Source organism: Gymnodinialimonas ceratoperidinii, assembly GCF_019297855.1.
GTDB lineage: Bacteria > Pseudomonadota > Alphaproteobacteria > Rhodobacterales > Rhodobacteraceae > Gymnodinialimonas > Gymnodinialimonas ceratoperidinii.
Window position 1 is genome coordinate 3496960 of sequence record NZ_CP079194.1, and the last position, 18655, is coordinate 3515614.

The 18655-nt window shown below is 66.2% G+C and carries 19 protein-coding genes and 1 riboswitch; of the genes, 5 read left to right on the forward strand and 14 right to left on the reverse strand.

Annotation, left to right across the window (positions count from 1 at the left end; genetic code table 11):
- Positions 1–154 precede the first annotated feature (154 nt).
- The 8 genes from trmB to KYE46_RS16840 form a co-directional block, all read right to left on the reverse strand.
- Positions 155–862 (reverse strand): tRNA (guanine(46)-N(7))-methyltransferase TrmB, encoded by a 708-nt coding sequence (gene trmB, locus KYE46_RS16805; protein ID WP_219002292.1) that lies wholly within the window; start codon positions 860–862, stop codon positions 155–157.
- Positions 863–1044: 182 nt separating this feature from the next.
- A complete protein-coding gene (gene metK, locus KYE46_RS16810) occupies positions 1045–2226 on the reverse strand; it encodes a methionine adenosyltransferase (protein WP_219002293.1) in 1182 nt (393 codons plus the stop codon).
- Between the two features lie 6 nt (positions 2227–2232).
- A riboswitch (SAM-SAH riboswitch) is annotated at positions 2233–2279 on the reverse strand.
- Positions 2280–2310: 31 nt separating this feature from the next.
- Positions 2311–3810, reverse strand: coding sequence for an apolipoprotein N-acyltransferase (lnt, locus tag KYE46_RS16815; RefSeq protein WP_219002294.1), 1500 nt, complete (start codon positions 3808–3810; stop codon positions 2311–2313).
- Positions 3807–4703, reverse strand: a complete 897-nt coding sequence (locus KYE46_RS16820; RefSeq protein WP_219002295.1) for a transporter associated domain-containing protein — start codon at positions 4701–4703, stop codon at positions 3807–3809. The genes lnt and KYE46_RS16820 overlap by 4 nt, the downstream gene beginning before the upstream one ends.
- Positions 4704–4747: 44 nt before the next feature.
- On the reverse strand, positions 4748–5245 hold the full coding sequence (gene ybeY, locus KYE46_RS16825; RefSeq protein WP_219002296.1) for an rRNA maturation RNase YbeY: 498 nt from the start codon (positions 5243–5245) through the stop codon (positions 4748–4750).
- Between the two features lie 184 nt (positions 5246–5429).
- On the reverse strand, positions 5430–6470 hold the full coding sequence (locus KYE46_RS16830) for a PhoH family protein (RefSeq protein WP_428845066.1): 1041 nt from the start codon (positions 6468–6470) through the stop codon (positions 5430–5432).
- Between the two features lie 211 nt (positions 6471–6681).
- Positions 6682–7050 carry a hypothetical protein gene (locus KYE46_RS16835; RefSeq protein ID WP_247716869.1) on the reverse strand — a complete coding sequence of 123 codons (369 nt, stop codon included), beginning with the start codon at positions 7048–7050 and terminating at the stop codon, positions 6682–6684.
- Between the two features lie 22 nt (positions 7051–7072).
- A complete protein-coding gene (locus KYE46_RS16840; RefSeq protein WP_219002297.1) occupies positions 7073–7660 on the reverse strand; it encodes an OmpA family protein in 588 nt (195 codons plus the stop codon).
- Positions 7661–8125: 465 nt separating this feature from the next.
- Between KYE46_RS16840 and KYE46_RS16845 the strand changes: the two genes are divergently transcribed.
- Positions 8126–8449 (forward strand): hypothetical protein, encoded by a 324-nt coding sequence (locus tag KYE46_RS16845; protein WP_219002298.1) that lies wholly within the window; start codon positions 8126–8128, stop codon positions 8447–8449.
- Between the two features lie 38 nt (positions 8450–8487).
- On the opposite strand, the gene miaB is transcribed toward KYE46_RS16845, so the two are convergent.
- Entirely contained in the window at positions 8488–9801 is a 1314-nt protein-coding gene (gene miaB / locus KYE46_RS16850; RefSeq protein ID WP_219002299.1) for a tRNA (N6-isopentenyl adenosine(37)-C2)-methylthiotransferase MiaB, read from the reverse strand.
- Between the two features lie 161 nt (positions 9802–9962).
- Here miaB and KYE46_RS16855 point away from each other — a divergent pair, with 161 nt between their 5' ends.
- A complete protein-coding gene (locus KYE46_RS16855) occupies positions 9963–10841 on the forward strand; it encodes a hypothetical protein (RefSeq protein ID WP_219002300.1) in 879 nt (292 codons plus the stop codon).
- 149 nt (positions 10842–10990) lie between these two features.
- Positions 10991–11854, forward strand: a complete 864-nt coding sequence (locus KYE46_RS16860) for a Hint domain-containing protein (protein ID WP_219002301.1) — start codon at positions 10991–10993, stop codon at positions 11852–11854.
- A 53-nt stretch (positions 11855–11907) separates the two neighbouring features.
- On the opposite strand, the gene KYE46_RS16865 is transcribed toward KYE46_RS16860, so the two are convergent.
- The 5 genes from KYE46_RS16865 to KYE46_RS16885 form a co-directional block, all read right to left on the reverse strand.
- Positions 11908–12369, reverse strand: a complete 462-nt coding sequence (locus tag KYE46_RS16865; RefSeq protein WP_219002302.1) for an Hsp20 family protein — start codon at positions 12367–12369, stop codon at positions 11908–11910.
- 155 nt (positions 12370–12524) lie between these two features.
- Positions 12525–13397, reverse strand: coding sequence for a trypsin-like serine peptidase (locus KYE46_RS16870; protein WP_219002303.1), 873 nt, complete (start codon positions 13395–13397; stop codon positions 12525–12527).
- Between the two features lie 193 nt (positions 13398–13590).
- Positions 13591–14931, reverse strand: coding sequence for a glycolate oxidase subunit GlcF (glcF, locus tag KYE46_RS16875; protein ID WP_219002304.1), 1341 nt, complete (start codon positions 14929–14931; stop codon positions 13591–13593).
- 1 nt (position 14932) lies between these two features.
- A complete protein-coding gene (locus KYE46_RS16880; protein WP_219002305.1) occupies positions 14933–16090 on the reverse strand; it encodes an FAD-binding protein in 1158 nt (385 codons plus the stop codon).
- Between the two features lie 99 nt (positions 16091–16189).
- Complete coding sequence (locus tag KYE46_RS16885) at positions 16190–17635, reverse strand: FAD-linked oxidase C-terminal domain-containing protein (RefSeq protein WP_219002306.1); 1446 nt, start codon at positions 17633–17635, stop codon at positions 16190–16192.
- Positions 17636–17777: 142 nt separating this feature from the next.
- Here KYE46_RS16885 and KYE46_RS16890 point away from each other — a divergent pair, with 142 nt between their 5' ends.
- Together KYE46_RS16890 and KYE46_RS16895 are read left to right on the forward strand one after the other, a co-directional pair.
- Positions 17778–18188 carry a CopD family protein gene (locus KYE46_RS16890; RefSeq protein WP_219002307.1) on the forward strand — a complete coding sequence of 137 codons (411 nt, stop codon included), beginning with the start codon at positions 17778–17780 and terminating at the stop codon, positions 18186–18188.
- Between the two features lie 62 nt (positions 18189–18250).
- The gene (locus tag KYE46_RS16895) at positions 18251–18607 is read left to right on the forward strand and encodes a hypothetical protein (protein ID WP_219002308.1); all 357 of its coding nucleotides are present in this window, start codon (positions 18251–18253) and stop codon (positions 18605–18607) included.
- Positions 18608–18655: the final 48 nt, after the last annotated feature.

An 18655-nucleotide genomic window follows, 5' to 3' on the forward strand; every position in this document is an offset into this window, starting at 1 on the left:
ATCGGCGTAAATTCATCGAGAGCGGTGATAGACCCGGCCCGCGCGGGCGTCCACACCTCAATGGCTGGACACACCGCTCCCCTTCATCTTGGCCGCTACAACTCCGGGGGACGCGCGCTCGCAAAAGCGCGCGGGGGGCTGGCCCCCTCCCCGCTCAGGACTTTTGGAACGTCAGGTAGTGGGGCACCCGCCCCTCGCGGAGCGCCTTCTGCTCATAGCGCGTCGACACCCAGTCTTCCCAGGGCGCACGCCAGTCAGACGGGCCCTCGGCGAGCCACTCGAACCCCGCCTTCGGCACCTCTTCCAGGGTCTGGCGCACGTAGTCCTCGATATCCGTCGCCACCCGGAACTCGGCGCCATCGCGCAAGACCTCGTGCAGCGGCGCGAGGTGCTCCGGCGTCACGAAGCGGCGGCGGTGATGTCGGGCCTTGGGCCAGGGATCGGGGTAGAGCAGAAAGGCCTTGGAGATACTGCCCGCTGGCAGCACATCGAAAAGATCGCGCGCGTCGCCGGGGTAGACCGCGAGGTTCTCTACCCCCGCCGCGCGTATCTTGCCCAGGAGCATCGCCACGCCGTTGATGTAGGGCTCGCAGCCGATGATCGCGACGTCGGGGTTGCTGGCGGCCTGGTGGACGAGATGCTCGCCACCGCCAAAGCCGATCTCCAGCCAGACGTCCTTGCCGCCGAACCGGGTCTCGAGATCCAGGGGCGTGCGGTCGGGGTTCACTTCCCAATCCACCGGACCCGGCGAGAGCCGCGCGAGGTCCTCTTGCAGATAGCGTTCCTGGCTGTCGCGGAGATCATGGCCTTTGCGGCGGCCATAGAAGTTGCGGTGCGGGCGGTTGGGGTGGGGATTTTTCATGGTGGCGGCGGAGTAGCCTGAACGGCGCGCCGGCTCAAGCCTCGGTGGTGGCTGTCAGGTTGCGCCGACGCGACCCCCGCGCCCCCAGACTTTTGCAAAAGTCTGCCCAAAGCCTTGCAAGGCTTTGCCCCACGCCCTTGCAAGGGCGTGGGAGGCGCAACACCCCGAGCAAACCACCACTCTCAGAGCGCCGACTTGATCGCGTCGACGAGGTCCCTGCGCTCCCACGAAAATCCACCGTCCGCCTCCGGCGCGCGGCCGAAGTGGCCGTAGGCCGCGGTGCGCGCGTAGATCGGGCGGTTGAGCTCCAGGTGCGTGCGGATGCCGCGTGGTGTGAGCACCATGACTTCACGCAGAACGCGCTCGATTTCCGCCTCATGGACCGCGCCGGTCTGGTGGGTGTCACAATAAAGGGACAGCGGCTCGGCCACGCCGATGGCATAGCTGAGCTGGATCGTGCAGCGCTGCGCCAACCCGGCAGCCACGACGTTCTTGGCAAGGTAGCGGGCGGCGTAAGCGGCCGAGCGGTCCACCTTGGTCGGATCCTTGCCCGAGAAGGCGCCGCCGCCGTGCGGCGCCGCACCGCCGTAGGTATCCACGATGATCTTGCGGCCCGTCAGGCCCGCATCGCCGTCCGGCCCACCGATGACGAATTTGCCGGTGGGGTTCACGTGCCATTTCGTATCATCCGAAATCCAGCCGTCCGGCAACTCGCCGCGGATATAGGGCTCCACAATGGCGCGCACATCCGCCGAGCTCAGCGTCTCGTCGAGATGCTGAGACGAAAGCACGATGGAGGAGACGCCAACCGGCCGGCCATCCTCGTAGCGCACCGTCAGCTGCGATTTCGCGTCGGGGCCGAGCACCGGCTGCTCGCCGGATTTGCGCACCTCGGCCAGTTTCTTCAGGATCGCATGGGCGTAGTGGATCGGCGCGGGCATTAATTCAGGCGTCTCGTCAACGGCGTAGCCGAACATGATGCCTTGGTCGCCGGCCCCCTCTTCCTTGTCCTTGGCCGCATCCACGCCTTGGGCGATATGGGCCGATTGCTCGTGCAGCAGGTTGGTGATCTCTACCGTTTCATGATGAAACTTGCTCTGCTCGTAGCCGATGTCCTTGATGCAGGCGCGCACGATCGGATCGACCTTGTCCATGTATTCGGCCAGCTTGTTCTTGTCGCTCAACCCCACTTCGCCGCCGATCACGACCCGGTCCGTCGTGGCGAAGGTCTCGCAGGCGACGCGCGCTTCGGGTTCCTGATCGAGGAAAGCATCGAGGATTGCATCGGAAATCCGGTCGCAGACCTTGTCGGGGTGGCCCTCGGAAACGGATTCCGAAGTGAACAGGTAGTTTTGACGCGCCATGGGGAGTGCTCCATTGAATAAAACCCCACGCCAGGAAGCCGTTGTGGGGGACAGAAGGCCGCTTACGCCCCTTTGCGTCGGCATTCAATGGGGCGCGGCGCGGCGGGCGAGCAGAAGTCCGGACAATGTGACAAATATCGCGAGGATCAACGCCGGCAGATCGCCGCTGCGGGCATAGAGCGTCGGCGGCAGGGCCGCAGGGAGGCGGGCGTCGAGCGTGCCTTGAGTGTCCATATCCAGCGTCGCCACCAGCGCGCCGCGGGCGTCGATCACCGCAGAGACGCCGGTATTGGCGGCGCGGATCAGCGGCAGCCCCTGCTCCGCCGCGCGCAGGCGAGCCAGCGCAAGATGTTGATAGGGCATCGCAAAACTGCCGAACCAGGCATCATTCGTGACCTGCACCAGCCAGTCGGGCCGGTCCACGGCACGGATATGGCGCGGGAAAATCGCCTCGTAACAGATCATCGGGAAGGCCCGTCCAAGCGGACCGAGGTCCATCAGCGCCGGCCCCGCGCCGGGTCGGTAGCCCCCCGAAAGCTGCTGCGCGAGGCCGCGCAGGCCGAGGCGTTCGGCCCATCCGCGCAGGGGCAGATATTCGCCGAAAGGCACGAGGTGATGCTTGTCGTAGACGCTGGCGACCTCTCCGGCCGAGTCGAGATGGGCCAGAATGTTGCGGGGCTCGCGGCCCGCGTAGCGCTGGCCCCCGATCAGGACCTCAGCCCCGGACGCGGCCTCGGCGATCTGCGCCCGCGCGGCCTCTGAACGGTCCAGGAGGTTGGGCAGACTGGTTTCGGGCCAGACGACCAGATCGGGCGCGCCGAGGGGGCCGGGGGCTGCTGCGGTGAGGCTGAGGCCCCGCTCGAAGAACACTGGGATCATCTCGCGCTGCCATTTCAGGTGCTGCGGCGCGTTGATCTGCACGACGCGCAGGATCGGCGCGTCAGGATCAGGTGCGGGCGCGGGCGCAGCCAGTGGCAGCAGGCCGATCAGAGTGCCGAGAGCGAGGGGGAGAACCGAAAGCGCGCGGTGGCGGTTCAGGTAAAGAACGGCCGCGAGTGTCGAGAGGGTGAGTGCGAAGAGTGTCAGACCATAGGGGCCAAGATAGGCGGAGAGCGCCAGGGCGTCGCTTGCGATCAGGCCGTGGCCGGGCTCGGCCCAGGGCAGGCCGGTGAAAACGACGCCGCGCAGCGCCTCGGTCAGCGTCAGCAGACCCGCGAAGACCAAAGCGCGCGCCGGGCCTGCGCAGAGCCGTGCCGAGAGCCAGCCCGCAAGGGTCCAGAAGAGCGCCAGACCACCGGCCAGAAGGACCAGCGCGAAGGGCGCCATCCAGCCGGTCGCCACCGGATCGACGAAGAAGGGCTGGACGATCCAATGCATCGACACGGCGAACCAGCCCGCGCCCGCGGCCCAGGCCCGCCAACCCGCCTCGCGCGGTGTGGCTGCGGAGACGACCAGCGCCGCGATCAGGGCGAATGCGGGGAAGAGCAGCACCCAGAAGTTGAAGGGCGCCAGTGCCAGCGCCGCCACCGCGCCGCTGGTCGCGGCGCCGGCGCGCACGATCCAGCGAGACGGGGGCAATGTCACTCGGCGGCCTCGGCCGGGAGACGGACACGCAGGCGCTTGATCCGGCGGGGATCGGCGTCGATCACCTCGAATTCCACGCCCGAGGGATGCGGCACGACCTCGCCCCGCGCGGGGACACGGCCGGTCAGAAGGAAGACAAGGCCGCCGAGCGAATCGACTTCTTCCTCTTCCTCCTCGTCCACGAGGTCCACGCCGATCTCGGACTCGAACTCGTCGAGCGGCGCGCGGGCCAGTGCCAGAAAGGCGCCGTCCTCTTCCCGGATCCAGGGCTGCGCCTCTTCGATGTCGTGCTCGTCCTCGATCTCGCCGATGACCTGTTCGATCAGATCCTCGATCGTCAGGAGGCCGTCGACGCCGCCGTATTCATCGATCACCAACGCCATGTGGGTCCGGTCCGCCTGCATCTTGGTGAGCAGCACGCCGATCGGCATGGAAGGCGGCACGTAGAGGACGGGGCGCAGGCTCTCGGAGAGGATGAAGGGCTCGTCATCGCCGTTGAACCCGTGCCGCAGGGCAATGTCCTTGAGGTGCACGAGGCCGATGGGATCATCCAACGTCCCGTCATAGACCGGCAACCGCGTCAGGCCGCTGTCGCGAAACACCTGCACCAGATCGGGCAGGTCGGTGTCGCTGGCGACCGAAGTGATCTCGGCACGGGGAATCGCGACATCCTCGACCCGCATCTGACGCAGGTTGGAGATACCGGGAAGCCGGGGGCCAAGGGTGTGGGTGTTGATCTCGGTGCCGGGAGGCGGATCCCCTTCGGGATCAGAAGCCGACGCTTCGGTGCCGAAAAAGCGTGCTAAAAACCCGGGCCGTTGAGCCGGGGTGTCTTCGTCGTCGAGAAGCGCGCCACGCGCCGCGGGAGACGACGGATCAGGATTTGAGCTCATGGCTCCTTTCCACAAAAAACCGGGCCGTAATTGCCCCTACGGGCCTAATATGGGTCAGGCACCCCCAGACTTGCAAGTATCCGCGACTCCAAGCTTTCCATCAGTGCCGCATCTGCATCGGTCTCGTGGTCGAAACCAAGGCAATGCATGACCCCGTGAACCAGCAAATGCTGGACGTGATCCACCAGCGGTTTTCCGCCTTCCGCGGCCTCGCGGGCGCAGGTCTCAAAGGCGATCGCGATGTCGCCGATCTCCTCGGGCATGGCGTCGGGATCGGGTGCGGGCAGATCGGGCATGGCGCCGGGAGTGGCGGGCGCCCGTTCCATGCCGGGCCAGGAAAGGACATTGGTGGGGGTGGGCTTGCTGCGAAACGCGGCGTTCAACTCGGCGATGCGCGCGTCATCGCAGGCCATCAGCGACAGCGAAAAGGCGCGGGACGGGATGTTCAACACGACGAGGCAAGCCTCGAGCCCGGCCTCGGCCAGCGCTTCGAGGTCCAGGGCCTCCCATGCGGGGTTTTCTATGAGGAGATCGATTTCCATGGCCTCCCATAGGGCTTGCACCGGGCGGCGTGCAATCCCTTGCGTAAGCGCGCTTTGATGGGACGGGGGAGCGGGGGCCAGCCCCCGGACCCCCGGAGTTGTACGGGCCAAGATGAAGGGAGGCTCGGAGGCGTGCTGTGGGCCGGGGTGTGTGCGGCGCGCGGGTGGGCGCACCGCGGCGGGGTCAGCCGACGGGGGCTTCCTTGTCATAGGCCTCGATGATCTTGGCGACCATGTGGTGGCGGACGACGTCCTTGGCGGTGAAGTAGTTGAAGGAAATGCCGGAGACGTCCTTCAGGATGCGCTCGGCGTCGGAGAGACCGCTGCTGACGCCGCGCGGCAGGTCGACCTGGGTGCGGTCGCCGGTGATGACCATGCGCGATCCTTGCCCCAGTCGGGTCAGGAACATCTTCATCTGCATCGAGGTGGCGTTTTGCGCCTCGTCCAGCACCACGTAGGCGTTGGAGAGCGTGCGGCCGCGCATGAAGGCCAGGGGCGCGATCTCGATGGTTTTTTCCTCGATCAGCTTGGCGAGTTGCTTGCCGGGCAGGAAATCGTTCAGCGCGTCGTAGAGCGGCTGCATGTAGGGATCGACCTTGTCCTTCATGTCGCCGGGCAGAAAGCCCAGGCGCTCGCCCGCTTCCACCGCCGGGCGCGAGAGGATGATCTTGTCGACATGGCCGCTCATCATCTGGTTCACCGCGACCGCGACGGCGATATAGGTCTTGCCGGTGCCGGCGGGGCCGATGCCGAAGGCCAGTTCGTTCTCGTAGAGGGCGCGGACGTAATCCTGCTGCGCCTTTGTGCGCGGCTCGACCGTTTTCTTGCGGGTGCCGATCTCCAGCGTGCCGCCCTTGAACATCTCGATCTGGTCGCCGTCGCGCACGCCGGTGCCCGCCGCGGTGCCATCGGTGGGTTTGCCGAGGCGCACGGCGGCGTCGATATCGCCGGCTTCGACCTCCTTGCCCTGCTCGAGACGCTCGTAGAGCCCCTGCAGGACTTCGGCGGCCCGGTCGCGCGCCTCTCCGAGGATCGCGAGAATATTGCCGCGGCGGTTGATCTGGACGGAGAGCAATTGCTCCAGCTGCGCGAGGTTGCGGTCGTATTCGCCGCAGAGCTCGATCAGCAGCCGGTTGTCGGAAAATTCGATCGTGCGTTCGGGGGATTCGGCGGCAACGGAGGAAGCGCTGGTCGGGTCCGAGGGGGGCAGCGTGTTGATTGCCAAAGATTTCTCCGGTCGGGCTGATGGGCCCCGGACCACCCGAGGCGCCTGTCACCTCCGAGTCTGGCCGCAGGGCCGGGTGTTGTCCACATCCCAAAGCGGTCTGTCCCCAATATTTTGCGGTAGCAGGCGCGCGGGAGGCAACACTTGCCCGATATCAACGCGAAACGGGCGACCGATGGGGCCGCCCGTTTGCAGGTGTCCTGGAGTGCGATCAGTTGCGGACGCGTGGCACGCGGTCGGCGATGCCGGGGCTGCCGGAGCTGTAATCGCCGATGATCGAGCCGCGCGGCGCGGGCTCGGTGCAGACCGGCAGGCCGGAGCGTGGGTCCAGACGGCGCGACCAATAGCCTTCGAGGCCATCGTCGATCATCCAGATGTGGCACCCGTCGGGGTCGATGTAGATGCCAGCCTCGAGCCGCGAGAGCGAGCCCGCGTCGCGGCCGCGGTCCTCGCCGATGGCGACCACCGGCGGCTCCCCATTGGGGCCGACCCGCGCGGGGCCGACGCCTTCAAAGTTCTCGACACAGCCCATCAGGGCCAGCGGTGCCGCGATCAGCAAAGGAAGTTTGAATACGTTCATGGTCTTGGTCCCTTCCTCCGCCTCAGCGGTAGCACACGATTTCGACGCGACGGTTGCGCTGCATGTTCGCCGCCGAATCGTTCGGGGCGACCGGGCGACGCTCTCCGTAGCCGATTTCACGGGCCACGCGGGCACCGACGGAGCGCGCGACATTGGCCACGGCACGGGCGCGACGCTCGCTCAGGCGCATGTTGTATTCGTCCGAGGCACGGCTGTCGGTATGGCCGTAGATCGCGTAGGCATAGGCGCCGGTCTGGCCGAAGAACTGCTGCAGATGCGCGCGTCCGGCGCCGGTGAGCCGGGCGCTGTCGGTGTGGAAAAGCGTATCGGTATTGGCGACGCCGCAGGGGTTCACGTCGAGGCAGACCGGCATCCCGTTCTCGGGGTTCACGCGGCCTTCCATGTAGCCCTCGATGCCGCCGTCGGCGACCCAGTGCAGGCAGCCGTCCGGATCGACCCAGAGACCGGGCTGAACCTGCCCACTAATGACGATTTGCTGCTGTGCCGCGACCGGGGTCGGGGCGGCGACGAACGCCCCCGCAACCAAGACGGCAACGCCAAGCGCGCCTGTCAATCCTCGCGTAAGCCCGCGTTTAAGAGCGTAGATCACTCGTGCATCCCCCTAATGTTCCTTCAGGTCAACGCCATGCGGTCGAGACCGTAGATCAATCATTTCCAGTGCCTTTTCGGCGACCTGGCAGAGCCGATTTAGAAAAGGCTTAGATTTCGGCAGGATAGCACCTTATCCCCACATGGGAAGGGGTTTATTCGCGCTCTGGTTGCGGAAATGGAAACAGCGCAAGTCCGATTCGGCTCAATTTTCGCGAGCCATTGGGCGTGCCATTTCCACCGCGCGGCCGAATTTGCCCGCAACTTGTCCACGAATTCGGAACGATTACCCCGTCCGACCCTGAATTGTTTCCACACCACCCCAAATTCGCGCGTCGCTGCAAAATGTTATGGCGGTCAAATCTTAACATCGTGCTAACGTATCATCACACGTCGGGGACGTTTGGGTCTCTGCCAAGGGAGCAATCCCTTGTCCCGAACGCCCCCTATTACCTGGGGAATTTACATGTTCAGAACCTTTTTATCCGCAGCCCTCGGGGGCTCGCTTCTGCTGTGGTCCGGCGCGCCCGCCGCGGCCAATGGCTACCACTACCCGATCATCGTCAACACGGTACAGGTCACCGTCAGCTGCTTTCGCGGCCCGTGGTCCGAGATCATCTGGGACCGGCCGAACCCGGTCTTCATCGATAGCCTCGTGAACGTGGGCTACAGCTACCCCGAAGCCCACGCCATCGGAGAGCGGGTCTGCACCGATCCGACCACGGTGGACCGGCCTGACATGGCGGTGCAGGTGATGCACCAGATCATCGCGCAGAACCCGCCACGCTGATCACGGGCCGGGGGCGGGCGCTGTCCCGCCCTGCGGCTTCAGACGAGGCGGCCGGTGAGCGAGTTGGTCATGCTCTCGATGATCTCGACCTCGGCGATCTGGCCGCGCAGCGTCTCGGGGCCGTCGACGTGGACCGAGTGCAAGTAGTCGGACTTGCCGATCATCTGCCCCGGCTTGCGGCCCGGCTTCTCGAACAGCACCTTCACCCGGCGCCCGACCATGGCGTCCTGCGCGGCGCGTTGCTGTTTCGTCAGCAGCGCCTGCAGCCGTTGCAGGCGGTCCGAGGCTTCGGCCTCGCTCACCTGCCCCTTGCGCTCGGCGGCGGGGGTGCCGGGGCGCGGTGAATACTTGAAGGAATAGGCGGTGCCGTAGCCGACCGTCTCCACCAGATCGAGCGTCGCCTGAAAATCCTCTTCGGTCTCGCCGGGGAAGCCCACGATGAAGTCGCCCGAGAGGTGCAGGTCCGGGCGCGCGGCGCGGATGCGCTCGATCAGACGGATATATTCTTCGGCGGTGTGCTTGCGGTTCATCGCCTTGAGGATCTTGTCGCTGCCCGCCTGCACCGGCAGGTGGAGGTAGGGCATCAGCTCGGGGCAATCGCCATGGGCGGCGATCAGGTCGTCTTCCATGTCGTTGGGGTGCGAGGTGGTGAAGCGCAGGCGCTCCAACCCGTCGATCTTCGCCATCTCGCGGATCAGACGCGCCAGCCCCCATGTGCCGTCTTCTGCCGCGCCGTGATAGGCATTCACGTTCTGCCCCAGAAGGGTGATCTCGCGCACGCCGCGTTCCACGAGGTCACGGGCCTCGCCCATCAGCCGCTCCGCCGGGCGCGAGACCTCGGCGCCGCGGGTATAGGGCACGACGCAGAAGGCGCAGAACTTGTCGCAACCCTCCTGCACCGTGAGGAACGCCGTCGGGCCGCGGGTCGCGCGGGCCTTGGGCAGCTTGAGGAACTTGTCCTCCTCGGGAAAATCGGTGTCGAGCGCCTTCTCGCCGCGATCCACGGCCTCCATCATCTTCGGCAGACGGTGATAGGTCTGCGGCCCGACGACGAGGTCCACCAGCGGCTGGCGGTTCATGATCTCTTCACCCTCGGCCTGCGCCACGCAGCCCGCGACGCCGATCTTCAGGTCGGGATTGGCCTCGCGCAGGGGGCGCAGGCGGCCAAGCTCGGAGTACATCTTCTCCGCCGCCTTCTCGCGGATGTGGCAGGTGTTGAGCAGGATCATGTCCGCCCCCTCGGGGCTGTTCACCTGCTCGTATCCTTCACCGCCCAGAGCCTCGGCCATGCGCTCGCTGTCATAGACGTTCATCTGACAGCCATAGGTCTTGACGAATAGCTTCTTGGTCATCGGGGCGCGCCTCGGGCGGGAATAGGGAAATCTCAACGGATGGGGTGTATCCTGTGCCTGCCCATGGTTCAACCGATGGCCTTTTGCAGCAACGCCCAATTGCAAAAACGGGGCGGGAGGGGCATCTTGGCGGCAACCAATAAGACCGAGCATCAAACCCGATGAATTTCGAGACTCTCTCCGCCTTCAAGACCGCGCCTGCCACCGCGTTCGGCAAGGGCCCTTTCGCGGTGCTGATCGCCGAGGACAAGGTGGAGCTGGCCTCCTCCCTCGACCACCTGCACTCGCTGGCCTTCAAGGCGATCTTCGTGCTCGCCCCCGAAGAAGTGGCGGTTCCAGATGCCCCAAAGAACGCCGCCTCGAAACAACACGTCATCCGCCACCCCTCGCGCCAGCCCGGCGCGACGCAGGCGATGGTCAATGCGCTGATCGAGAAGGTGCCGGGTCAGTGGATTCACTACTGCTACAACGGCGAATACCTGTTCTATCCCTTCTGCGAGGATCGCACGGTCGGGGAACTGGTGACCTGGGTGATGGAAGAGCGTCGCGCCTCGGTCCTGACCTATGTGGTCGATCTCTATGCCGGTGATCTGGGCGCGCATCCCAACGCCGTCGATCTCGACAGCGCGCTGCTCGACAGTTCCGGCTACTACGCCGAGACACGGCGCGGCGGGGCGGAGCGGACGGAGGTGATGGAGCGACAGCTCAATTTCTACGGCGGGTTGCGGTGGCGGTTCGAGGAACATGTCGCCAAACCCAAGCGCAAGATCGACCGCGTGGGCCTGTTTCAGGCCGCGCCGGGGCTGACCCTGCGCGAGGATCACACGCTCTCTGATGAAGAGATGAACACCTACGCCTGCCCGTGGCACCATTCGCTGTCGGCGGCGATCTGTTCGTTCCGGGTCGCCAAGGCGCTGCGCACGAACCCCGGCTCGCGCCACGATATCCCCTATTTCCGCTGGCACAAATCGGTGCAATTCCACTGGTCCTCCATGCAGTTGATGGAGTTGGGCCTGATGGAACCGGGGCAATGGTTCTGACCGGCGGACGCTGACGCTGCGACCCGCATCAGCGAACAATTCGCGACAAACTTTGTGCATTTTCCGTAGGGCCGCCGTGGGCGGAGTAAACGGACGTTAGCTCTTTTGGCCTATCCCTCGTCCGTGAGGTATCGCGATCGGACAGGATCATGGCGTTCAATGACAGGCGTTTGACGCAGCAAGGCCGCGCAGTTTCGCGTGACGCGGGTGGCGACGGCGATCACCGCAACGATCCCGGCAAGACCTTCGTGATCCGCGACGGGCATGGCTGCGACGTGATCAAGGGCTTCAGCCCGCGCGACACGATCGCCTTCGACATGGCCGAAATACGCACCGTGAGGGATGTTTTCGCCCGCACCTCGGGGATCACCGATACCACCATCCGCTTCGACAACGGCGACTGGCTGCGGCTGGAGGGTATCGCTCCCAAGGTGCTGAAGGCCGAGAATTTCTCTTTCACCGTGGGGCCGATCTGCTTTCTGGCGGGCACCCCGATGCTGACCGAACGCGGCGAAGTGCCGATCGAGGACTTGCGCCCCGACGATATCCTCTGGACCAAGGACCACGGTTGGCAGGCGCTGCGGCTGGTGGTGCGCGAAACCATCGCGTTCACCCACCGCGACGACAAGGCCAAGCCAATCCTGATCCCGGCCGGCGCACTGGGGCCCGGACAGCCAGCGGTGGACCTGAAGATTTCGCCGCAACACCGGATTCTTCGGATGATGGAGGACACCGGGGATGAGGTGCTGGTTCCCGCCATCGATCTGGTGGGCCGCAACGGCATCCGCCAGATGCGCGGCAAGAAACGGGCCGAATACCTCAACGTGGTGATGGAGCGTCATTCGGTGGTGCAGGTCGCCGGATGCTGGCTCGAAAGCCTGCTGGTGACCTCGCGCTACCTGTCCGGGCAGACCCGCGCCGCGCGCCAGCTGCTGGATCGTGCACGGACCACGGCCCCCGCCCGGCGGGTGGAGCGTATCGGCGTGCGACCGCGACACCTGAAGACGGGATGAACGAAAAAGGCGGCCCCAAGGGGGACCGCCTCGCGTCAGGTCTGTTCAGGCGATCAGGCCTCGACAGTATCCGCTTCGATTGCTTTCGCGGAAGAGCTGCCGATCTCGATCCGGCGCGGCTTGAGTGCTTCGGGCACTTCGCGCACGAGGTCGATGTGCAGCATACCGTGCTCGGCCACGGCACCGGTCACGCGGACGTGGTCGGCAAGCTGAAAGCGCTTCTCGAAGGCGCGGGTTGCGATACCGCGGTGCAGATAGGTGCGGTCTTCGTCGCTGTTCTCGCGCTTGGCGGCGATCACAAGCTGATGCTCGCGCTGCTCGACCGACAGATCGGCGTCGGAGAAGCCGGCCACGGCAACAGAAATCCGGTACGAATGCTCGTCCAGTTTCTCGATGTTATACGGGGGGTAGGTGCTTTGTCCGGCGTCCTGGGTCAGAACCCGGTCCAGCATATCGGCCACACGGTCAAAACCGACAGTGGCACGGTAGAGAGGGGAAAAATCATAGGTTCGCATGGGTCATCCTCCATTGAGCGATAACAGTCTGTGGCACCGCCCTGTGCGTCAGGCACGGTCCCGGTTGATATGATGTCAGCCCGCTTGGCGGCACCGACAGGATGCATTTGGGAAGGGATAATCGCGGTTTCAAGACCCTCGCGCGGGGTGTTTTTTCACGGTCTTATGAAGCGCGCGCCGATGTTCTCGCGCGCGTCGGCACCGTCGAGAATGAAGGAGGAGGAAGCGCCCCCGATCGGACTTCTGGCAACCGGCTGCGCCGGCTCTGCACTGGCCTGCGCCATCAGCGTTGTCAGGTGATCCTCCACCATCACGGCGAGAGAGACCTCGCCGCTGCTGGTCTGCGCCCCGGCGGAGATCACGGCGACCAGCTCGGCGCGACCCTGATTGACGCGCAGCACCGGTGAGCCGGATACGCCCGAGACCACCTCGCAATTCATCGACCGCACGGACTCCTGACGGTTCAGGATCTCGCACCCTTCTTCGATGGAGGCATAGCCCTCGCGGTCGCGCCCATAGGAGACGACGGTGACCCGATCCTCGCGCCAGGGCGTGCTGGCGGGCAAGATCGGCGCGATGGCGGCATGGGGGATGGGCGCCGCGAGGTGCAGCAACGCCAGATCGCGGCCGATCATCTCGAAATCCGGTCCGTGCTCGGGCTGGTACTCGGGCAGAACGGTGATCCGCCGCACGTTGCGGACTGCCTCGGCATGGCCATGGCGGAGCCCGGCCAGAAAGGTGAGGTCCGACGCCGCGAAGGGCCGCGCGGTGGTCGGGTGAAACACGCAGTGGGCCGCCGTCAGCACGAGGTCCGCGCGGATCAGCGTCGCGGTGCAAAAGGACGCGCCGGTATCGAGCCGCCCCACCGCGCGCCAAAGCTGCACCTCCGTCCCGGTGTTGAGCGCACGCAGGCTGCCATGCCCCTCGGTCAGTTGCACCTGCGGCAGGTTCTGCCCCTGCGCGGCGAAGGGGCCGGCAAGGGTGAGAAGCAGGACAGAGGCGATGCGAGCGATTTTTGCGCGACCCATGGAGGCTCTCCCATACGTTTGAGAGGAGGCCTAGCGCCCAAGCGGGGCGAGATTATGGCCGCGCCGCTCGCCGCGCCGTCGAGGGGGCGCCGCGTGGGGCGGGCGCAGGGGTAGAGTTGTATTTGCCAAGATGAAGGAGGGAGCGGGGCGTGCCGTCGCAGGCCGCGCCGCGGGTTTTCGGGGTTGAGATGGCTCAGCGCAGGATCGGCACGGCGGGCGCGCCGGGATGGCGGTCCAGCGCGGCCGGGCGCGGGCCGCCAGTGGCCCAGTCGAGCAGCTCAACGGTGTGCACGATCGGCACCGGGGTCGCGCTGCCGATCTGCATCATGCAACCAATGTTTCCGGCGGAGATGATGTCGGGGCGCAGCGCCTCCAGCGTCTCCACCTTGCGGGCCTTGAGTTGGCCGGAAATCTCCGGCTGCATCAGGTTGTAGGTGCCCGCAGAGCCGCAACACAGGTGGCTGTCGGCGGGCTCGAGCACGGTGAAACCTGCGCGCTTGAGAAGCTGCTTCGGCAGGGTCTTGATCTGCTGGCCATGCTGGAGCGAGCAGGCGGCGTGGTAAGCGACCTTGATGTCGGTGCCCGGTTTCTCGATGCTCGCGTCGGTCACGAGGTCGGCGAGAACCTCGCTGATGTCGTGGGCGATCCCGGCGACTGCGGCGGCATCCTCGGCCAGATAGGCATCCTCGCGGAACATGTGGCCGTAGTCCTTCACCGTCGTGCCGCAGCCCGACGTGTTGATCACGATGGCGTCGAGCCCCTTGCCCCGCATCTCGGCCGCCCAGGCCCGGATGTTCCGCGCGGCGGTGGCGTGGCTTTCGCGGGTCTTGCCCATGTGATGGGTCAGCGCCCCGCAGCAGCCCGCGCCCTCGGCCACCACCACCTCGGCCCCCAGGCGCGTGAGCACCCGGATCGTGGCATCGTTGATATCGGTGTTGAGCGCCTTTTGCGCGCAGCCCGTCATCAGGGCCACACGCAGCTTTTTCGCCGGTCCCGGGTTGGTCGCTGGAAAGGTCTGCGGGTCGTCGTTGCGGCTGACCGGAGGAATATGATCCGGGGCCATCGCCAGCATCGCCCGCAGGCGCGCGTCCGGCATCAGCCTCGCGAACGGGCGCGCAATCCGAGCGCCGAGCAGGGCGAGCCGGAACCGCATCGGATAGGGCAGGATCCGCGCCAGCGTCCAGCGCAGCAGCCGCTCTCCCCACGGTCGTTTGTAGGTCTGCTCGATATATTCCCGCGCGTGATCCACGAGGTGCATGTAATGCACCCCCGACGGACAGGTCGTCATGCAGGCGAGGCAGGACAGGCACCGGTCCACGTGTTTGACCGTCTTCTCGTCCGCCGGGCGCCCGGCTTCCAGCATGTCCTTGATCAGGTAAATGCGGCCGCGCGGGCTGTCGAGTTCATCGCCGAGGACCTGGTAGGTCGGACAGGTGGCGGTGCAGAACCCACAGTGGACACAGGTCCGCAGGATCTCGTTCGAGCGCGCGGTGGCGGGGTCGCGCAATTGCTCGGGCGTGAATGTCGTCTGCATGTCAGGCGCCTCTCATCAGGCCGGGGTTCAGGATCGCGCGCGGGTCGAACCGGGCGCGAATGCCGCAGGACAGCGCGGCGATGCCGGGGGCTTCCGGCTGGAACACCGGTACGGATTTTCGCAGCACGGCGGGGGCCTTGATCAGCGTCGCGTGACCCCGTGACGGGGTGCTGCCCACGGCGTGCTGCAATGCCAGATGCGCGCGGGCCTGATCCTCCGCCGTGGAGTCTGCCGCTGAGGCAAACCACATCAGCCCGCCGCCCCAGTCGAGCAGTAGCGCGCCGCCGAATTCGGCTAGATGCGCCTCGGCCAAAGCGGGCGCATCGCCCGGCGCAACCGAGACTCGCGTGACAGCAGCGGACGCCGCGAAATCCGCCACATCTGTGATCTTTCGCCAGATCGCCTCGGAGGCGTCGTGATCCAGAACGCTCACCTCGCCGCGCGGCGCAAGCAAATCACTCAACTGCCGGGCGCGGTACGCGACAGAGGCCTCGAAACCCTCGATCCGCAGGCAGGTGTCGCCCCTCCGCGCCGCCGCGCCGGTCACCTCGAAAGGAGAGCCCAGCGCCGCCGACATCGCCGCCACGCTCTCGCTCAACGAAAGCTCATGCAGAACCACGGTGGCGGAAATCTCGGGCCGCGGCAGCACCTTCAGGGAGACCTCGCTGAGCACGCCGAGCGTCCCGTAGGCGCCCGCCATCAGTTTCACCAAATCATAGCCGGTGACATTCTTCATCACCCGCCCGCCATTCTTCAGGACTTGCCCGCTGCCATCGACAAACCGCACCCCCAGAAGATGATCGCGACAGGCGCCGACAGCAATGCGCCGCGCGCCGCTCGCGTTGGTCGCCACAACCCCGCCCAGCGTCGGCGCGCCCGTGGACCCGAGCAGCGCCCGGTGGTCCATCGGCTCGAACGCCAGCCTCTGGTTCTCGGCCGCCAAAACCGCTTTGATCTCGGCCAGCGGCGTACCCGCGCCAGCCACCAGCGTCAGCGCCCCCGGCTCGTATAACGATATCCCCGAGAGCCCCGCCGTCGACAGAACCTCCCCTTCAACCGGCACGCCGATGTCGCGGGTGCCACCGCCCACGATCCGCAACGGCCCGGAAGCGCCCCGCACCATCTCCGCCAGTTCGTTTTCGTCCGCAGGGCTCAACATGCCGCCTGCTCCTTCATCTTGGTAAATACACCTCCGGGGGGCGGGCGCCTCTTCCGCAGGAAGAGGGGCACGGGGGGCTGGCCCCCTCCCTCACCCGCCTCAGGCGGCCACGTCACGGGTCCGGCGCCCTTCCGAGGCCGCCAGCGGAAACACCTTCGCCGGGTTCAGCAACCACGCCGGGTCGAACACATCCTTCACCGCCATCTGCGCCTCCAGATCCGCCTCCGTGAACTGCGCCCCCATCAGGTCTCGCTTCTCCACGCCCACGCCGTGTTCCCCGGTCAGGCAGCCGCCCACCTCGACACAGAGCCGCAGGATATCCGCCCCGCATTGCTCGCAGAGCGCCAGATCGCCGGGCTTGTTGGCATCGAACATGATCAGCGGATGCATGTTGCCGTCGCCCGCATGGAAGACGTTGCCGACCTTCAGGCCGTAGCCCTCCGAGATTTCCTTGATGCCCGTCAGCACCCGCGGCAACTCACCCACCGGGATGGTCCCGTCGAGGCACATGTAGTCCGCCACCTGCCCCACGGCCCCGAAGGCGCTCTTGCGGCCAAGCCAGATCCGCGCCGCTTCCTCTTCGGTCTGCGCCTCGCGGAAATCCACCGGGTCGTGAGACTGCGCGATGCGCTTGATCAGCATCAGCTGCGCGTCGATCTCCGCCGCGCTGCCCTCCACCTCGACGATCAGCACCGCGTCGCAATCGGGATAGCCCGCGTGGGCATGGTTCTCGGCCAGCTCAAGGATCGGACGGTCCATGAACTCGATCGCCACCGGCAGGACCCCCGCCTTGATGATGTCGCTGACGCAAGCGCCCGCCACCTCGTTGCTGTCGAACCCGATGAGCACGGGCCGCGCGCCCTCGGGCTTGCGCAGGATCCGCAATGTCGCCTCGGTCACGACCCCCAATTGCCCCTCCGATCCACAGATCAGCCCGAGCAGGTCATAGCCGCCACTGTCGAGATGGGCGCCGCCGATCTCCAGTACCTCCCCCGCCATGGTCACCATGGTGACGCCGAGAAGGTTGTTCGTGGTGACACCATATTTCAGGCAATGGGCCCCGCCCGAGTTCATCGCGATGTTGCCCGCGATGGCGCAGGCCAGCTGCGAGGACGGATCGGGCGCGTAGAAGAAATCCTCCTCCTCCACCGCCCCGGTGACCGACAGGTTCGTGCGTCCCGTCTGCACCCGGATCACCCGGTTCTCATAGTCCGTCTCCAGCACCCGGTTCATCCGTGCCACGCCGAGGATCACGCAATCGGCCGTCGGCAGCGCGCCACCGGCCAGCGACGTCCCCGAGCCGCGCGGCACCACGGGCACGCCCTCCGCATGGCAAATCTTCAACACGGCCGCCACTTCCTCGGTGGTCGAGGGCAGCACCACGGCCAGCGGCGGGCATTTGTAGGCGGTCAGCGCGTCACATTCATAAGCGCGGGTCTGGGTCTCGTCATGGATCACCGCCGAGCCCGGCAGGACGGCCTGCAACAGCCCCACGATCCGCGCCTTCCGCGCGATGACGCGCGCGTTCGGTTCTGGCATCCGCATCGGAACTCCCCCTCCCCCTGCCACCCGCGATACGGGCGAATTGGTAAAATAATATAACCAATACCCCCGCATGACAAATGTTTTCACGCGAGCGCCCCGTGCGATCTTGCGGCTGCGCGCGTTCCTGCCCAGAAGAGAGCCCATGGAATGGGTCAAAGTCTTGCACCTGCTGTGCGTCCTGGGATGGATGACCGGCATCTTCGCCGCCCCGCGCGCGCTGATCTTCTGGAAACGCGAATGGGCCGCCAGCGGCAGCTTCGGCCCCACCGGCGATCTCACCATCCGCATCTATCGCTTCTCGCTCGGCCTCGGCGTTATCGCCGTGCTCTCCGGCCTCTACCTCGCGCACCTCTGGGGCTGGCCCACGTGGTCCCTGACGAAGCTCGGCCTCGTGATCCTGCTCGCCGCCCATTACGCCTGGACTGGCCGCCTGATCCTGCGCGCCCGCAAAGGCATCTTCGAGCAATCCGACCGCTGGCTGCGCGTCTATAACGAGATCAGCGTCTTCGCCGTGATCGGCATCCTGATCCTCGTGGTCTACAAACCGTTCTGAGCGCCCGCCCCTCACGGCCTCGTGTCGTGCAAGCCGCGCCCCTGCCGACTATCCTCACGCCCATGCGATACCTGATCCCCCTCCTCCTCGCGGCCGCCCCGGCAGGCGCAGACCCGGCCGAGATCGTCGACGTCACCGCCACCCCCGCCGCCAATGGCTGGCGCTTCGAGGTCACCCTCGCCCATGGCGACACCGGCTGGGAGGACTACGCCGACGGCTGGCGCGTCGAACTGGCCGACGGCACGATCCTCGCGACCCGCGTCCTCGCGCACCCGCATGTGGAGGAACAACCCTTCACCCGCGCCACCAGCGGCGTCACCATTCCCGACGAGACGACCGAAGTCTTCATCCGCAGCAGCACCAACACGCAGGGCTGGGCCGAAACCACCACGCAAGCCCCCCTGCCGCGCCCGGAATAACGCACCCCGCCCGCCGCTCAAGCGCGCCGCCGCCCCTTCATCTTTTCC

Excerpts from the sequence above, each read along its gene's own strand:
- trmB (WP_219002292.1), bottom strand. The coding sequence starts at position 862 with ATGAAAAATCCCCACCCCAACCGCCCGCACCGCAACTTCTATGGCCGC.
- metK (WP_219002293.1), bottom strand. The coding sequence starts at position 2,226 with ATGGCGCGTCAAAACTACCTGTTCACTTCGGAATCCGTTTCCGAGGGC.
- KYE46_RS16820 (WP_219002295.1), bottom strand. The coding sequence starts at position 4,703 with ATGAGCTCAAATCCTGATCCGTCGTCTCCCGCGGCGCGTGGCGCGCTT.
- ybeY (WP_219002296.1), bottom strand. The coding sequence starts at position 5,245 with ATGGAAATCGATCTCCTCATAGAAAACCCCGCATGGGAGGCCCTGGAC.
- KYE46_RS16835 (WP_247716869.1), bottom strand. The coding sequence starts at position 7,050 with ATGAACGTATTCAAACTTCCTTTGCTGATCGCGGCACCGCTGGCCCTG.
- KYE46_RS16845 (WP_219002298.1), top strand. The coding sequence starts at position 8,126 with ATGTTCAGAACCTTTTTATCCGCAGCCCTCGGGGGCTCGCTTCTGCTG.
- miaB (WP_219002299.1), bottom strand. The coding sequence starts at position 9,801 with ATGACCAAGAAGCTATTCGTCAAGACCTATGGCTGTCAGATGAACGTC.
- KYE46_RS16855 (WP_219002300.1), top strand. The coding sequence starts at position 9,963 with ATGAATTTCGAGACTCTCTCCGCCTTCAAGACCGCGCCTGCCACCGCG.
- KYE46_RS16860 (WP_219002301.1), top strand. The coding sequence starts at position 10,991 with ATGGCGTTCAATGACAGGCGTTTGACGCAGCAAGGCCGCGCAGTTTCG.
- KYE46_RS16865 (WP_219002302.1), bottom strand. The coding sequence starts at position 12,369 with ATGCGAACCTATGATTTTTCCCCTCTCTACCGTGCCACTGTCGGTTTT.
- KYE46_RS16870 (WP_219002303.1), bottom strand. The coding sequence starts at position 13,397 with ATGGGTCGCGCAAAAATCGCTCGCATCGCCTCTGTCCTGCTTCTCACC.
- glcF (WP_219002304.1), bottom strand. The coding sequence starts at position 14,931 with ATGCAGACGACATTCACGCCCGAGCAATTGCGCGACCCCGCCACCGCG.
- KYE46_RS16880 (WP_219002305.1), bottom strand. The coding sequence starts at position 16,090 with ATGTTGAGCCCTGCGGACGAAAACGAACTGGCGGAGATGGTGCGGGGC.
- KYE46_RS16885 (WP_219002306.1), bottom strand. The coding sequence starts at position 17,635 with ATGCGGATGCCAGAACCGAACGCGCGCGTCATCGCGCGGAAGGCGCGG.
- KYE46_RS16890 (WP_219002307.1), top strand. The coding sequence starts at position 17,778 with ATGGAATGGGTCAAAGTCTTGCACCTGCTGTGCGTCCTGGGATGGATG.
- KYE46_RS16895 (WP_219002308.1), top strand. The coding sequence starts at position 18,251 with ATGCGATACCTGATCCCCCTCCTCCTCGCGGCCGCCCCGGCAGGCGCA.